Here is a 15,454-nt window from a genome sequence, read left to right on the forward strand (position 1 = left end):
CATGAATTGAAATTCACGTTATTACATTTGCTAATTACTCATCAAAAATGATTGAGCAGAGAACATATAAACGACATAATTTTAAAAAACTTTAGGATAATCGTTTTAAAAACCATTAAAATCAACAAAAATAATTAACAAACTAACAAAATCACATCAATTATTTTATTTATCAGGCTAATGAGCGCGATAAAAAATTTACTTATTTAGGAAGCGATACCATTAATAACGTGATGAAATAATCAGCCGTCTAACGACTAACATTACAGCTCGATTCACCCACCCACGATCGCGCAACTTTGCCCGGCAGGAATAGACAGTGAAATATTGTGCAGCACCGATTGAGAGGAAACACCGGTACGGTAGGTGTTTGAAATACCTTGTAAACAGATCATATCCGTTATTCGTTCATCAGACATCCTTGCCTCTTTATTAACCCCCTAGAGCATCATTGTTGCCAAATTATCCTTCGAGGTTCGGCCAGTTTATCCTTCTAAGGAAATGTTCTGGTTGCTGGCTCATGTGCACCTGAATTTTTAAATAAATGTCTGAAGATGACGTGCCTTTAGCTCGTTCATCATAATATATCCTTGTTGTATCCGCTAATACCGACTGATCCCACTCAGAAAATTTTTCAGCAGATTCGGGGGTTACCCGTTCCCCCGTATAAGAATTGAATACATCAGGATAATGCTCAATAGAGACTAACTCACCTGAATGACGTGGTGTTGCGTAGGCATCTTTAATATAAGAATCAACTTCATTCTGATCGGTACGGCTACGCAGTTCCTGGTACTTGCTAAAAACAGAATCAGGTAATGTAGACTGCTGCTGTGCCTGAGATGAAAGCGACACCTTAGTGCTAGAGGTTGAGATAATGGGTTGGTTAATTTCACCTTCATTACCAATTAAGGAATAATTGCGTTTTTCAGAGCCAGTAGTAGGAAGGATTCCTGATGTTAACTCAATCTTTGATAACACTTTTATATCTCCTCAAGTCGTACTAATTTTATAAGTTTATCGATTACAGGAACATTTGACTCTGACGATAAATAAACATGCAAACATTCTATCGTTTAACAATGAATGTTTGCATATAATTTATTTTTTGATTACTGATTATTTTGCCAGTTTACCGTTACCTGCGTTGTTCCTGAGCCATAGATAGATCCAATCGTTGAGCGACTGTTTACACGATAGTACAAAAAGAATGGTGTCGTTGCTGATTAATCTCTAAATGTCTCGGTAGAACCTGAGTTCATATTCGATATATCAAAACAAGTTCACCGTTGCCGAATTATCCTACTATTTCGCTCTCTCCGTCATACGATCCATAAATGCTTGTAAGGCATCCACGCTTTGAGACGCATTGCCGCTTTCCGAAGCGTGAATTTGAGACAGTAGCTGCGCATCATATCCTTTAGGCAATTGTGCTTCTTCAATTGCTGGCAGTGATTGGTAATGCTTCAGAATCTCTGACAAGGTATCAGAAGAGACTTGTCCAGTACGGTTATACTCTTCATCCATTTTGGCAATCGCTGCACGCTTCCACTGTTGTTCTTGATCATAAGATTCCAGCCAAGCCGCACGTCTTTCATTGACAGTGAAATCACCACTTTCATCGTAGGCGATTAACGCTAACTGCTCGCGGGACATCCCCTTGAACGGGTTAGTACCATTGCCATTCACGAAGCTGGTCGCTTGTTTGGCTCGAGCGAGTAAATCGGGGTCTTCTGTTTTAGGCACTTCAGCATCATGAGCCGCTTTATTCATATCGTAGCTCGCCCCTAACAGCTTCTCAGTGACTGCACGAGCGATCGCCCCTAAACCATCACGGTCTGTAGCTGCATCTCGGGCAGCCGCTCGAACGGCGGCGTCACTTAACTGACGAGCTAATGCAGAGACCTGCGTGCTCTCATCTTTCGTCGTTGTTGCCGTATTCTCTTTAGCCGATGCTGTCGTCTTTGCATCAGCAGCACTTTTTCCAACCGCATTTGCCGATATATAGCGGCTGGATGTAGCATTAAGTGAATCTATTTTTTCCATAATCTGCCCCTATTTAAAAGCAGCGATGCAACGACATCGATCGTACCGCTATACAATACCCGTAAAGCTGAGCGAGCCAAGAAAGGGGCGTCAATGATGCATAACGCCCCAAGATATACATAACAATAGCGCTAGCCATGCGTTTTATACAAAACGCGGTCTCTCGCCAATCAGCAACAGGATGTCACCTGCAGATTATTTCATTGTGAATTCAACGTTCCACGCATAGGTAGATAAACTCTGCGAGGTAATCGTTGCAGTACAGACCGCCCCACCGCTCCCCTCAGCTGATTTATTCCATTTTGGAACCTTGTTAGGCGCACCAGGATTGAAAATGCCACCAGGGATGATGGTATTCACGAAGGTAGTACCGAATACGCATGTTTTACTCCCTATGGTATAACGAACAATTGCAGCATTCGCATCAGGGCTGATGACATTCTGAACCCGATAAATATCAGACCCCTTTGCCGGAACCGTCGTGGCTGGTTTTGGACTGGCGCTGGCGTTAGTGCTGACCTCATTGTTAGTGACAATTTTATATGTCGCAGTTTCATTGCTCAGATTCTTGAAAGTCACCGTCACTGGAGGCCCGGCATAAGCCGTTCCAGCAGCAAATATAGAAGTCACAATACTAGCCAAAAGCACCTTTTTAAAAGTCATCGCACTTTTCTCCATGTGTTAATGTATTTTTGCTTGCATGACGGAACATCCGCCCTGCTCAGATGCGGCACAGATTTTAAATCAGCACCGCAAATCCACTCCAGTGACGTAGTAATATTCCCTTCACTATAATTCCAGAGAAAGGCTAAGAAAATAACATTAATACTTGTAAAACCTTAACGACAGCACGAACAAAAACTTTAATTTATTTCTATATAAAGCCATCAACATCACAAAATACTAGCAATAATAAAAATAACCACAGGAAATAAATAGAACAGGTAGAATAATTAACACAAGAATAATTATCGTGATCATTTTATTGGTAATAAGCTAACGTCAACTCAAAAATAACAATATTTTATGAAAAGCTCATAACCGTTATAAATAACCAAGACATTTTAAGACTCAATGATTAATAAGGATAAGTAGAGATCGAGCAGAAATAATAATCTGATGTCAGACTAAATGAAGATATATGAGGAAAAACGATGAAGAATTTTGGAGCGGGAAACGAGACTCGAACTCGCGACCCCGACCTTGGCAAGGTCGTGCTCTACCAACTGAGCTATTCCCGCTGAGAATCGGATTTATTCTCTATGACTTCAACACTTTATAGTGAAATCAACGTTGATTAAATCCTGCTGAATCACATGTAACTTAATGAATTTAATCATTATTTACTCACCTAGCGATTCAACGGTCAGCATTATGTACCAATCAACTTAACGTGGCAAGCCCTTTTCACTGAAAAACAGTATCGCTCAACTGCAAGTCGCGTTATCGCTGTGGAAGCGAAACCATGATCCCGCCTCCACAGCCAGACCGCCTGAAGTTAAGGCGGCCTGATATTTCATTGTCTTCTGCGTATCAGGATTTTACGCTGGTAATCAAGGTTTGTTTGCAAATGTGCCCGAAGGTGACGTAAGTCCCCGTACTACCTACACCAATGCCATCCTGAGCTGGGACATCAATAATCCACGCCCCTACATCATAAGTGGTGCGCCACGTATTAATATAGCCCATGCTATAGTCTTGGAACTGTGTAGTGTGATCGGCATAACAGCCATCCAGCTTTACGGAGCCCGAAGCACTCCCGTTTGAATCAGTGATTATTCCGTGGGCATTGGCAGCATTAAACTCTAACGCACCATTATTTTCTCGTTGGTCGAGTATAAGAATCGCCACGATATTTGGAATACCTGCACCAGTTGAATCAGTTACACGAACTCCCCAGGTAATATCCCGATAGGCTTGTGTTGTCATAAAACCATACGCTGTCGGTGCAGAACTTGGGATACGCAGGACATTACTTTCTCCCGAAAGAGAATGGGTAAATTTGACAATTTTGGAACCTAAAACCAGTTTATATTTCTGGGATACTGTCGGCAATCGTGATGGATTAGGCTGTACTCTCACCAAAACTTTCTCATTCGGCTGAGATGGGATAATGGTAATTTCCTGTCCGGTATTACGGGCTGTCCAGGTATTCCCCCCATCAGTGGAAGACGCCAGCAACCAATTGTTATTGGTTCCACTCGTCACCCCATCAAGGCGAAGTAAAAGGTGTTGACCACGAGTTGCAGTAAAGGCGTAGTAATCCGCATCAGAGTCGCTGTCAGAGTTAGCCTCAATTTCTCTCAGACTATCAGACAACGGGGTGGCCAGAGAGGGAATATCATTTAACTCATAGTCATCGACATTCGTATTAACGATGGCACCAAAATTAAAAGCGGAACCATCTGCCGCATTGGCTTCCATAAACCAATAATAGTGACCCGGCTGCGTTAAATTCAGCGTAGCCTCATCAGCATTACCCGGCTGATCGGAATAGTTAATTGCCGTCAGATTGTTCTGCCCATCGTCCCGAAACAGGCTCAGCGCGATGTCGGTTTCAGCGCTCTGCCCGACAACAAAAGCGGTTGTTTTAGAACGCTGAGTGATTTCGAAATGATAACAGGCACTCCCGCCCGTTTGCAGACCATCCAGCGTATAAATTGAATTGACTGCCAGAGTTGGACACAAAGGCGTGAATGCGCTGTCATTAGCAAGAGGCTGAGTGCTTGATAAAGATTTTTTTTGTGTGTTTTTTTCATCAGTCTGCGCCGTTGATGCATTAGGGGAAATGACAACAACCCCCTCATTTTGCGCTTTGTGAAATTTATAATTACCTGCGGCATCGGATTGCATATTATTTGGCGCATTAAAGATAGAAACCGTGCCTTTTTTTTGCAGCTTACCAATATCCTTCACTTCAACAGGAACGCTGGTTTCAGCAAGCGCAGCACTCATACAGAATGCCAGTCCTGCTGCGGCAAGACATAAATTCAAACGATGACATTTCATCCCAAGATTTCCTTATTTTTGAGTCTTCTCAAATAGAACGCAGACTTATTATTTAGAAATTAACAAATAATCATTCTTAGCAACAGTAGTATTACACTGACACGCCATATAATCTCAATATTTTTTTACAAAAATATTTAAAATAAAATCTTTACATGAGTGAATTGAAATTATTGTAAAATATATAAATTCACTCATTTATAATTATCTTAATTATTATTTAATATTCTCGATTAAAATCCACTTCGCCACGCAGCCTATTATCAGCCTGAAAGCGAGCGAGATTGTCCAGAAATAATCGTCCCATCAGCCCCGGCACCATCGGTCCGGCAATGTGCGCCGTCAACGTTAGATTCGGCATGTTCCAAAATGGGTGACTGTACGGTAGCGGCTCTTGCCTGAATACATCCAGTACCGCTCCTGCAATCTGCCCATCACGCAGCGCCGTCTGTAAATCATCATCCACCACGGCGCTACCGCGCCCGACATTGATGAACAACGCAGAAGGCTTCATCGCGGCAAACAGACGGGCATCATAGATATCGGTGGTTGCCGAGGTATCAGGAAGAAGATTGATGACATAGTCAGCCTTCGGTACCGCGGTGGGTAGCTCCGCTAAGCTCATGATCTGTTTAAAATCAGGCCGCTGTCTGGGTGTACTGACGATACCGTATAGCTCGACGCCAAACGGACGTAGAAAGCCTGCAACCTCGCAGCCGATCTCTCCGGCACCGACAATCAACACATGCTTATCTGCCAGCGATCCCGGTAAACGGTGATCCCAACGTCGTTCTTCCTGACTGGCTTGCCGTTCTCCCAGGCGCAACTCATGCCTGAGCATATAGGCAATCACATATTCGGCTATTGGCTGCCCAAACACGCCCACGGCACGACTTAAACGGTAATCGCGCGGTAAGCCACTGGTCAGCAGCGGCCTGAACCCCGCCCAGGTAGACTGTAGCCACGTCGGTTTCGCCCCCTGAGCCAGCAATGCCGCTGCGGTATCAGGTTCGCCCAACCAAATCGGACAACCCGCCGCCTGCTCTGCTGTACCGTTTGAGAGCACCAGTTCAAGCTCCGGCGCAGCGTGATTTAAGACAGAACCGATCTCATCGGCACGCGAGTCCAGCAGCAGAATAGCAGTCATAAATATGTTCCTTTCCGGGATGAAGCCCTGCGAGGCGCACCCGTCGTTATTACATTTAAGATTCGGTCGACGCCTGAATGAGCGACGTTAATAACGCGCCGCGCTTCGCTTCCGATTTTTTCACCAGTGCGGCGAGTTTCTTGGTATTGCCCCAGATGAGATACAGAACATGTTCGATCACGGCGGGTTCCCGTCGCCGAACCTCATCGACCAGTTGTTCGAACAGCATGTCATCCTCTAACGCAGGCAACATATTCAACTTTAGGCTTTCTGTCGCATGACTCAGGCAGGCAACCAGTGTCGCCACATTGTGCGCCGTCACGCTATGCTTATCGAAAAACGCCCGAATGAAAGCATCTTGTACCGATTGATGCTCATCATCCACGCTTTCCATATACGCTTTTACAAGTGGGAAATAGCCAGCATCAGTCAGGCCTAACCCAAATACGGCATAGCTTCCCGGCATAATGCACTTCTCACCTTCAGAATCGGCGTACCATTCAAATTGCTCAATCGCTGCACGCGCATACTCCTCAAGAAGCGTATAGTTCGATGCGTACTGCAATGCGTTAGCAAAAAAACGATGGGTATCCGATTTTGCTAACCCTTTAATAGGAAGGTACTGTCGCACCGACGATTTCAGGACGATCTTGTAGCTCTTTGGGAAGCCGAGCGTCAGTAAGCGTGTAATGAAGCCCAGCGCCAGCGCATACGCTTCGGCGCTTTCCTTGCGAATACGCACGGTGATGGTCGCAAGCACATCATTCGCCACGCATTCAACCCCTTCATTCTTCAGATTAATCAGCGCGTGTTCAAACGTACCGCTTCCCTCTTCCATCATGCTTACCGCACGCGGATAGCCCAACTGCTTCGCGATATCCAGGTATTCCAAAGCCTGCGGCTTACTGTAAGAAGGTTCATAGCGCAGAATCATGATTGCCGCATAGAGCACTAATTCAACGGGATGAAGCGTTTGTGAACCTTGTAACTCCAGTGCGATACCGGGCTTGAGGGTATAGCTATCTGGTTCAAAAAAATACTCGGGTTTGGACACATCGCAATAGCGCAACAAAAAGTGCTGATCCACCCACGCTTTTAACTCACGGGTAATGGTGCGTCGATGCTCAGACAATTCCGCACTTCCTGCGTTTTTCTGCTGAATCAGCTCAAGCAGAGTGATGACGTTGTCGATATCCATCGCAGGAAAGAGATGCGCATCTAACAAGTGACGAACCAGAAAGAAAGTTTGTAACTTCTCTGTTGGCGCAGTGCCGTGGGTAAGATAGCGATCGATATAGTCGTGAATAGCATTAAGTAGCCGCTGTTTTTTCACCTCATTGGTGAATGTAAACAGCGTAATCAGCAAGCGGCCTTCTGTTGCCGGAAATACAGCCCGAAAACAAAACCGGTAGTCAATCAGCGCCGTATCGGCCAGTTTCTCAACACGCTGCGCGATAGCCTGCGCCAGCACAGGAACGATACTGTCCTGTATCTGCGCCACACTCAGCGCACCTTTGCGACTGCCGGGCGACAGCCCGTCAGCATCCGGTTTCGCTTCAGAGGATATCAACGTACGCCCCGGCGCATAATCCAGTATCAGATCGTCATGGATACCGACCTGCAATGTTGTTCGCGATATAATCTCATCGAGCCCCGCCCTTTGCTCCTGCGTATCAAACCATTTGTTGATTGCCGTAAGCGATTCATCCCGCATCGGCAGGTCGTGTTGTGGTAATACCCCGGTTTCGTTTGAATGCCTGTCCGTCATTTTTCTCTTTATCCTTGTTTATCGCAGATGAAACGTTGCCCCAAAGAACTGTATTAATGGTGTCTACCAACCGCCCAAAAGATATGCCTTGCTCGTTACTCTGTAGCAGTAAGAGGTAGCGAACATTACAGGAGAGCTAAACCAAGATAAATTTCCATTTTCAACTGTCTTTTCGCTGTGATAGAGAAGGAAAATCAACGCGTTGGTGTAACAATGAGGAGTAGCGACGAATAGTACCGCATCCATGCGTCTTTGGTGACAGGAAATTACGACGGCTTGATTTTTCTCATGATGTCGAGAAGGCGTGATAAATCACTTGATGCTTGATGATAGTCCCACAGCGTCGGGAGGAAGTCTGTGCTATGGGACCCAGGCCAATCAGGCGTTCAGCGTGGCGTTATCAATGACGAAGCGGTATTTCACATCGCCTTTGAGCATCCGCTCGTAGGCCTCATTGATTTCGTCGGCGCGGATAAGCTCAATATCGGACACAATCCCGTGCTCGGCACAGAAATCCAGCATCTCCTGCGTTTCAGGAATGCCGCCAATCATCGATCCCGCCACCGTGCGGCGTTTCATGATCAGGTTGAACACGTTAGGAGAAGGATGCGGCGACGCAGGCGCACCGACTAGCGTTAGCGCGCCATCGCGCTTCAGCAGAACCAGAAACGCATCCAGATCGTGCGGTGCGGCAACGGTATTCAGGATTAAATCGAAGCTGCCCGCGTGCGCCGCCATCTCTTCCGCGTTACGAGACACCACGACCTCATTGGCGCCCAGCGCCTTAGCATCTTCACGTTTGGATTCAGACGTGGTGAACGCCACAACATAGGCCCCCATGGCATGCGCCAGTTTGATCCCCATGTGGCCAAGCCCACCGATACCTACGACGCCGACCTTCTTACCCGGCCCGGCATTCCAGTGGCGCAGCGGCGAATAGGTGGTAATCCCCGCGCACAGCAGCGGCGCAACAGCGGCCAGTTCCGCCTCGGAATGACGGACGCGCAGCACATAGCGTTCATGCACGACGATCTGCTGAGAGTAACCGCCGAGCGTCCAGCCGGGCTCATCCGCCGTCGGGCCGTTATAGGTGCCGACCATACCATCACAGTAGTTTTCTAAGCCATCATCACATTCTTCGCAGTGTCGACAGCTGTCCACGATGCAGCCGATACCCACCAGATCGCCCGCCTTAAAGGCGGAAACATGGGCCCCAACCGCAGACACACGTCCGACGATTTCATGGCCAGGCACGCAGGGAAACTGTGTGCCCGCCCATTCAGCACGCACCTGATGCAGATCCGAGTGGCAGATGCCACAGTACGCAATCTCAATCTGGACATCGTGAGCTCCCGGCGTACGGCGGACAATCTGCAACGGCTCGAGAGGTTTATCGCCCGCATGGGCCCCATACGCATGAACAAGCATGGCTATTTCCTTTTCTGTTGAGAAACCGATTCGGTGGAAAAAAATAGACTGTGTAAGAAACACACTATTTTCCCCAATTCCCCCAGCAAACAGGTATAGCATTCCCACTGTTTTCTTGCCTGATCCTCCATTTTTTATCTACACGCTATCGTTTTCGGCAGTTCGGCTTATTACAGAGCAGGTGATTTCCCTCCGCTCTCTTAGAGGGCAATCTTGGTCAACGCCAGCGAAGCGCCTAACGTAATCAGCGCAATGCCAATCCCTTTGTCAACCAGACGTTGCCTGTCGAGCAGGCGGCGGCGCATGACTGGAGTAGCAAAAAACAGCGCAACGATGCTGAACCAGACCCAGTGAGCGATAGACATAAATAACCCATAGCCAACATTATGGCTCAGTGGGCTACCGGGTTGTACAACTTGCGTGTAGGTAGAGACCACAAACAACATCGCTTTTGGATTCAACGCATTGGTGAGAAAGCCCATGCGAAATGCGGTAAGCGATGATGGCGCATGGCCGGACGCTTCTTCCAATGTTATTTTTGTCGTGTTGGTGAGGGATTTATACCCGATATAAATCAGATATGACGCCCCCAGAATTTTCATCGCCATGAATAGCAGCGGGGAGCTAACAATCAATACGGCGATGCCAAAAACGGTATACATCACATGAACCTGAATACCACAGGCAATGCCGAATGCGCTGAACAATCCAACCCGTGAACCAAAAGCATAGCTATTGCGGGTCACCATGGCAAAATCAGGTCCTGGGCTGATCACCGCTAAAATGGTGATCGTCGCGACAGCAATTAACTCATTCATTAACGTTTCCCTTGTTCGGCAAGCCATCTTTTTTCACGATGATTTTGCACAGATAGATGAAAGACTGGCGAAGGGAGGAATGCAAAGGTGATTGACGCAACACGGCGATCAAAGAGGCTGGCCTCACGATATCTCTTCACTATTTAGGTAATTACGCCTCCTATCGCCAGAAGGCAGTGTGATTATTCAGCGTTTGCATGTGGCAAAAAAGCGATTTATCTTGGTGTAAATCTGTCAAATTTCATCGTGTATATGAAACTTCCCTCGCTAGCTTCTTTTCGCTTCTTTGAAGCGGCCGCACAAACCGGTAGCTTTGTTAAAGCCGCTGAGTCTCTGCACGTCACGCATGGCGCCGTCAGCAGGCAGATTAGATTGCTGGAAGAGGCGCTGGGGGTGGAGCTGTTTGAACGACGCAACCGGGCGATCTTTTTAAACGCCGCAGGCCGTTCTTTGCATACGGTCACACAGTCCGTTTTCGAGCAGCTCGAAGGGGCAGTCTATCGTCTACAGCAAGGTGCGCAGGATGACGTGCTGACGCTGTCATGCGAACCCACCATTGCGATGAAATGGCTGATTCCGAGGCTGCCGGCGTTTAATCAGGCAAATCCCGATATCAAACTCCATCTGGTCGCGGCAGGCGGGCCGATTGATTTTGTACGTAGCGGCGTTGACCTTGCGCTGCGGCGCGACGATTTTCACTGGGATCCGCAAACGCATGGAGTAAAGGTGTGCGACGAATGGATGGGGCCGGTAAGCCGCGACAAAGCCGAACGCAAAAGCAGTCTGGAAGGGACGCGCCTGCTCTATACCGGAACACGACCGAAAGCGTGGGTAACCTGGCAACGGCAGACGCACGTGTCCATCAAAGGCAGCATCAGAGCGGACTACGAGCACTTCTATCTGTGTATTCAGGCGGCAGTCTCGGGGTTGGGCATGGCAATGGCGTCTTTCCTGATGGTGCAGGACGAGATTGCGAACGGACAACTGCATGCCCCCTACGGATTTGCGCAGGACGGTTCAGCGTATTATCTGCTCTCGCCCATCCCTCTTGAGCAAAATGAGAAGTACATACGATTTCATACCTGGCTAATGCAGGAAGTGTCCACCTGCCTTTCCGGGGTTGAGGACGCCTGTTAAACCCGCAACTGGAAAGACAATGACAGCACATTCCCGTGAAACCCATTTCACGACACTGAACATGATTATCGCCGCCTCGCTTGTGGGGCTGGTGACAGGCTACACCCTGCCGCTGATCAGCCTGAAGCTGGCCGAGCACGGGCACAGCACGGCAACACTCGGCGTGCTGGCGGCCCTTCCGGCGGCCGGGATGATGCTCTCTTCATTCGTTACCCCGTGGCTCAGTCGCCGTCTGCACGCCAGCTATCTGCTCTCCGGCAGCCTGATTATTCTGGCGGCATCCACCGTGGCCTCATTCCTGCTGTCACATCCTGTTTCGCTCACCTTACCCCGCCTGTTAACCGGGCTGGCCTCAGGGGTGTTGGTCGTGCTGGGAGAAACCTGGGTCACCAGCCGGGCTTCAGACAAACACAAAGCGACGCTGACAGGGCTATATGCCGCCGTTTTCACAGGGTGTCAGTTGCTAGGGCCGTTGCTTATTGCCGCTGGGGAGCCGATGCAAATCTATGCGCTATGGCTGATTTGTGGCATTTCCGCCGCATGCGCGTTCATGCTGAGGAACTGTGCCACGATGGTTCAGACAGAGGAATCGTCTTCAGCGTCTTATCGGGATCTTCTCCCTTTTCTCCCAGCCATCGCCTCTGGCGTACTCTGCTTTTCCTTCTTCGATGCCAGCATACTGGCGCTCTTTCCGCTTTACGGTATGGAACAAGGTTTAGACGAAAAATCCGCGATCTTATTGGTTACGCTCATTTTTCTGGGCGATGCCGTATTTCAGACGCCGATTGGCTGGCTGGCAGACCAATGCGGCATTATCAAAACCCACATAGCCTGCGGCATCCTGTTCTGTGTGATGCTGGTATTGATCACCTTCTCATTCTCCTCCCCTGCACTGCTGGTTCCCGTCTGTATCGTACTGGGCGCCGCCGCAGGCGGGCTTTACACGCTGTCTCTGGTACGGGCTGGTCAGAAATTTGCGGGTCAGCGACTGATCGTAATGAATTCCCTTCTGGGGCTAGTGTGGTCTGCGGGCAGCATAAGCGGGCCGCTGTTCTCTGGCGCAACCATCACGTTTTATGGCTACGACGGCCTCATCGCCATCTTGCTGCTAACCGGCGTGCTGTTTGTTGGCATACAGGGCACATTAAGAAAAGAACGCGTATCGCGTTCGCTGGGTGAAGAGTGAATGTCGGCATCAGGCACACCAAGCCAGCGACGGACTGGCGTGCCTGAAATGGAACGGCAGAGGGGTGGCCTATGCGGCCATTTCGCGTTTGAACACCTCCAGCGTGTGCGCCTTGACGCGAATAAACTCAGGGTCGCTCATCGCCTCCGCACCGCGTGGACGCGCTAAATCAAACGGCACAATCTCCGACACCGTCGTCGGTCGACGCGTCAGCAGCAGGATTTCATCCGCCAGAAACACCGCATCTTCTAAATCGTGTGACACGATGACCATCGTCACGCCGGTCGCCAGTTGCACCTCTTGCAGCTTGTCGCGGATAAACAGCGTCATTTCAAAATCCAATGCGGAGAACGGCTCATCTAAAAACATCACCTCTGGCCCCGTCGCCAACGCCCGCATGATACAAACCGTCTGCTGTTGTCCACCTGAAAGCTCATACGGATAACGCTGAAGATCGAAACGAATATCAAACATCGCGATCAGTTCATCCATCCGCGTCTGCACATCGTGTTTACTCATCCCGCTACGTACCAGCGGATAGGCAATATTCTTCCAGGCGCTCATCCAGGGAAAAAGCGCATCACGGTAGTTTTGAAACACATAGCCAATGCGGGTTTCCGCCAGCGTCTTGCCATCAAACAGGATATCGCCGCTATCCACGGGAATCAGCCCGGCAATCATGTTCATCAGCGTCGATTTACCACATCCGTTCGGCCCGAAAATCGACACAATCTTGCCGCGCGGCAAATCCAGATTCAGATCGGTATACAGCGGCTGACCTGCAAACGACTTGTTCAACCCGCGAATGGTGACGTGGGTGTTCGGTGCCGGATAAGGCGGTAGCGCCGTCTCCGGTTTTTCCACTTGCGCTATGCTCTGTGTCATCATGCTTTGCCACTCCAGTGAACAATTCGTTTTTCTACAATCAGAAACAGGACGTTAAGCAGATATCCCAGCGCGCCCGTAATCAGAATGGAGGCGTACATATCCCGAATGTTGAACACCTGCTGCGCATCGATGATGCGGTGCCCCAGCCCTGTTTCCGAGCCAATAAACATCTCCGCGACAATCACAATCACCAACGCCATCGACACACCGGTGCGCAGGCCGACAAAGGTTTGCGCCAGACTTTCCAGCAGCATGATGTCTTTAAAAATATGCCAGCGCGAAATCCCCATGACCTGCGCCGCCATCAGACGGGTTTTCTTGGCATTCATCACGCCATAAGCGCTGTTGAACAGAATCACCAGCACAGCGGCAAAAGCCGAAATAGCAATTTTATTCGCGTCGGTGATGCCAAAAATCAGCAAAAATAGCGGGATCAGCGCTGATGACGGCGTAGAGCGGAAGAAGTCGATCAGAAACTCCAGGCTGCGGTAAATCTTTTCGTTGCTTCCCAGAATAACGCCCAGCGGCACGCCAATCAGTGCAGCAAAACCAAATGCGGCAAGCGTACGGTACAGCGTCGCGCCGATATCCGTGCGCATGCTGGCATCCGCGAAGGACTGGAACATATAGCTCAACGTATCGACCGGCGAGGGTAATAAAATGGGGTTCAGCCATTTTGCGCTGACCGCCAACTGCCAGAAGAGAAACAGCAGAATCGGGCCGACAGCGGGCAATAATTTAGACGTCCAGTGCTGGCGCATAATAAAGCTCCTCCCTTAAGGCTGATAAATCAGGCTGCTGACATCCACCGGCTGCCGGAAGATTTTTCTTTCGGTGAACACATCATAAAACTTCTGGAACCACGCCAAATTGTCGCCTTTTAGCTCGTCATACATGACAAACCCAAGCAACGGCACCTCTTTACTCAGCTCGGCTTCAATGCTGGTGTATCCGGTGATGTGCTCACGAGCCGCTTCCGGATTCTGCTGAATAAACTGCACCGATTTGGCATAGGCCTGCGTGAAGCGTTTTGCGTCCGCCGCACGGCTTTCGATAAAACCGCTATTGAGTGCCGCCGCACCGCCAAACCACGGCGCATCAGGGTTACCGAGCACATAGCGTGAGATCACGCCTGTTTCCAGCGTACGCGACAGCCCTTTCAGTCGGCCTACCGTCCCCGTCGGTTCCAGCGTATAAACCCCGTCAATCTGACCCGCAGCCAGTGCTGCGGCATGCTGCCCAACCGGCAACTCCGTCACGCGCAGTTCATCCGCCGTAAAGCCGTTTTTTTCCAGAATGATTTTGGTCATCACCACATTCTGAATACCCGGTCCACAGGCAATACGTTTGCCTTTCAGCTCTGCGATGCTTTTTACGTCGCTGTTTAACGGCACCAGAAATTCATCCAGTACCATCTGATGATTCGACGGGTTCGAACAAATGATCTTGAACAGGCCGGGTGAGGTAATCTCGCCTAATCCCAACGCGCCGGTGGCTGTACCATTGGCGCATCCGTGTATGCGCCCCGTGATCATCCCCTCGACAATCTGTTGCGGGCTGGCGAATTTCACCGCTCGCACATTCAACCCTGCCTCTTTGAAAAAACCCCGCTCAACGCCCACGTATAAAGGCAAACCGCCCACAATGGGCCAGTAGCCGATGCGGATCTCTTCACCGTCGGCAGCAAAAGCCATGCCCGGCAGCAGGCTGCTTAGCGTCAACGCGCCTGCGCTAACTGCTGACCACTTCATCAACTGCCTGCGTTTACGATCGATCTTGTCATTGTTATTTTTCATGTGTTCCCCCTTCAACGGTGAGCTAACAACAGCCGATAAACCCCAGCCTGAAAAAACCGATCAGGTCGATTGCCTGAGTCGCCCCAACTTGTACACAAGATGGTATATAAGACTAAGCACAGGCCGTGCCATGATTTCCAATGCGGTGAAAATGCAGTAAACACAGGGATTCCGGCGGCGTTAACGCACCAAAAAAAGGCAAAACGTTACAAAAATGCATTATGGGTGATG

The 15,454-nt window shown here is 49.2% G+C and carries 14 protein-coding genes and 1 tRNA gene; 2 read left to right on the top strand and 13 right to left on the bottom strand.

Annotated features, from left to right (window positions below; translation table 11 throughout):
- Positions 1 to 275 precede the first annotated feature (275 nt).
- The 10 genes from NAL19_RS18610 to NAL19_RS18655 all read right to left on the bottom strand — a co-directional run bounded on the left by NAL19_RS18610 (position 276) and on the right by NAL19_RS18655 (position 10,216).
- The gene (locus NAL19_RS18610; protein WP_263058124.1) at positions 276 to 419 is read right to left on the bottom strand and encodes a hypothetical protein; all 144 of its coding nucleotides are present in this window, start codon (positions 417 to 419) and stop codon (positions 276 to 278) included.
- 43 nt (positions 420 to 462) lie between these two features.
- Positions 463 to 981: a hypothetical protein gene (locus tag NAL19_RS18615; protein WP_263058125.1), complete on the bottom strand. Its 519-nt coding sequence runs from the start codon at positions 979 to 981 to the stop codon at positions 463 to 465.
- Between the two features lie 324 nt (positions 982 to 1,305).
- Positions 1,306 to 2,046 (bottom strand): hypothetical protein, encoded by a 741-nt coding sequence (locus NAL19_RS18620; RefSeq protein ID WP_225085886.1) that lies wholly within the window; start codon positions 2,044 to 2,046, stop codon positions 1,306 to 1,308.
- 195 nt (positions 2,047 to 2,241) lie between these two features.
- The gene (locus NAL19_RS18625; protein ID WP_225085887.1) at positions 2,242 to 2,709 is read right to left on the bottom strand and encodes a hypothetical protein; all 468 of its coding nucleotides are present in this window, start codon (positions 2,707 to 2,709) and stop codon (positions 2,242 to 2,244) included.
- Positions 2,710 to 3,211: 502 nt separating this feature from the next.
- A tRNA-Gly gene (locus tag NAL19_RS18630) sits at positions 3,212 to 3,287 on the bottom strand.
- A gap of 292 nt (positions 3,288 to 3,579) precedes the next feature.
- Positions 3,580 to 5,055 (bottom strand): hypothetical protein, encoded by a 1,476-nt coding sequence (locus NAL19_RS18635; protein ID WP_263058126.1) that lies wholly within the window; start codon positions 5,053 to 5,055, stop codon positions 3,580 to 3,582.
- Positions 5,056 to 5,275: 220 nt separating this feature from the next.
- The gene (locus NAL19_RS18640; protein WP_263058127.1) at positions 5,276 to 6,202 is read right to left on the bottom strand and encodes a D-2-hydroxyacid dehydrogenase; all 927 of its coding nucleotides are present in this window, start codon (positions 6,200 to 6,202) and stop codon (positions 5,276 to 5,278) included.
- Positions 6,203 to 6,257: 55 nt separating this feature from the next.
- Positions 6,258 to 7,970 (bottom strand): DUF6138 family protein, encoded by a 1,713-nt coding sequence (locus NAL19_RS18645; RefSeq protein ID WP_263058128.1) that lies wholly within the window; start codon positions 7,968 to 7,970, stop codon positions 6,258 to 6,260.
- A gap of 378 nt (positions 7,971 to 8,348) precedes the next feature.
- Positions 8,349 to 9,398 carry an NAD(P)-dependent alcohol dehydrogenase gene (locus NAL19_RS18650; RefSeq protein ID WP_263058129.1) on the bottom strand — a complete coding sequence of 350 codons (1,050 nt, stop codon included), beginning with the start codon at positions 9,396 to 9,398 and terminating at the stop codon, positions 8,349 to 8,351.
- A gap of 200 nt (positions 9,399 to 9,598) precedes the next feature.
- Positions 9,599 to 10,216, bottom strand: a complete 618-nt coding sequence (locus NAL19_RS18655; protein ID WP_225088228.1) for a LysE family translocator — start codon at positions 10,214 to 10,216, stop codon at positions 9,599 to 9,601.
- 252 nt (positions 10,217 to 10,468) lie between these two features.
- Between NAL19_RS18655 and NAL19_RS18660 the strand changes: the two genes are divergently transcribed.
- Both NAL19_RS18660 and NAL19_RS18665 read left to right on the top strand, forming a co-directional pair.
- On the top strand, positions 10,469 to 11,353 hold the full coding sequence (locus NAL19_RS18660) for a LysR substrate-binding domain-containing protein (protein ID WP_263058130.1): 885 nt from the start codon (positions 10,469 to 10,471) through the stop codon (positions 11,351 to 11,353).
- A gap of 19 nt (positions 11,354 to 11,372) precedes the next feature.
- Entirely contained in the window at positions 11,373 to 12,539 is a 1,167-nt protein-coding gene (locus NAL19_RS18665; RefSeq protein ID WP_263058131.1) for an MFS transporter, read from the top strand.
- Between the two features lie 69 nt (positions 12,540 to 12,608).
- Here NAL19_RS18665 and NAL19_RS18670 read toward each other — a convergent pair whose 3' ends face one another.
- The 3 genes from NAL19_RS18670 to NAL19_RS18680 are packed head-to-tail and all read right to left on the bottom strand — an operon-like array spanning position 12,609 to position 15,223.
- Complete coding sequence (locus NAL19_RS18670) at positions 12,609 to 13,427, bottom strand: ABC transporter ATP-binding protein (RefSeq protein WP_263058132.1); 819 nt, start codon at positions 13,425 to 13,427, stop codon at positions 12,609 to 12,611.
- The gene (locus NAL19_RS18675) at positions 13,424 to 14,188 is read right to left on the bottom strand and encodes an ABC transporter permease (protein WP_015841873.1); all 765 of its coding nucleotides are present in this window, start codon (positions 14,186 to 14,188) and stop codon (positions 13,424 to 13,426) included. The genes NAL19_RS18670 and NAL19_RS18675 overlap by 4 nt, the downstream gene beginning before the upstream one ends.
- A 15-nt stretch (positions 14,189 to 14,203) precedes the next feature.
- Positions 14,204 to 15,223 (bottom strand): ABC transporter substrate-binding protein, encoded by a 1,020-nt coding sequence (locus tag NAL19_RS18680; protein WP_263058133.1) that lies wholly within the window; start codon positions 15,221 to 15,223, stop codon positions 14,204 to 14,206.
- Positions 15,224 to 15,454 lie beyond the last annotated feature (231 nt).

Source organism: Pectobacterium sp. F1-1 (assembly GCF_025643735.1).
Classification (GTDB): Bacteria; Pseudomonadota; Gammaproteobacteria; order Enterobacterales; family Enterobacteriaceae; genus Pectobacterium; species Pectobacterium colocasium.

Coding starts and splice junctions, on each gene's coding strand:
- NAL19_RS18610 (WP_263058124.1), bottom strand. CDS start 419: ATGTCTGATGAACGAATAACGGATATGATCTGTTTACAAGGTATTTCA.
- NAL19_RS18620 (WP_225085886.1), bottom strand. CDS start 2,046: ATGGAAAAAATAGATTCACTTAATGCTACATCCAGCCGCTATATATCG.
- NAL19_RS18625 (WP_225085887.1), bottom strand. CDS start 2,709: ATGACTTTTAAAAAGGTGCTTTTGGCTAGTATTGTGACTTCTATATTT.
- NAL19_RS18635 (WP_263058126.1), bottom strand. CDS start 5,055: ATGAAATGTCATCGTTTGAATTTATGTCTTGCCGCAGCAGGACTGGCA.
- NAL19_RS18640 (WP_263058127.1), bottom strand. CDS start 6,202: ATGACTGCTATTCTGCTGCTGGACTCGCGTGCCGATGAGATCGGTTCT.
- NAL19_RS18645 (WP_263058128.1), bottom strand. CDS start 7,970: ATGACGGACAGGCATTCAAACGAAACCGGGGTATTACCACAACACGAC.
- NAL19_RS18650 (WP_263058129.1), bottom strand. CDS start 9,398: ATGCTTGTTCATGCGTATGGGGCCCATGCGGGCGATAAACCTCTCGAG.
- NAL19_RS18655 (WP_225088228.1), bottom strand. CDS start 10,216: ATGAATGAGTTAATTGCTGTCGCGACGATCACCATTTTAGCGGTGATC.
- NAL19_RS18660 (WP_263058130.1), top strand. CDS start 10,469: ATGAAACTTCCCTCGCTAGCTTCTTTTCGCTTCTTTGAAGCGGCCGCA.
- NAL19_RS18665 (WP_263058131.1), top strand. CDS start 11,373: ATGACAGCACATTCCCGTGAAACCCATTTCACGACACTGAACATGATT.
- NAL19_RS18670 (WP_263058132.1), bottom strand. CDS start 13,427: ATGATGACACAGAGCATAGCGCAAGTGGAAAAACCGGAGACGGCGCTA.
- NAL19_RS18675 (WP_015841873.1), bottom strand. CDS start 14,188: ATGCGCCAGCACTGGACGTCTAAATTATTGCCCGCTGTCGGCCCGATT.
- NAL19_RS18680 (WP_263058133.1), bottom strand. CDS start 15,223: ATGAAAAATAACAATGACAAGATCGATCGTAAACGCAGGCAGTTGATG.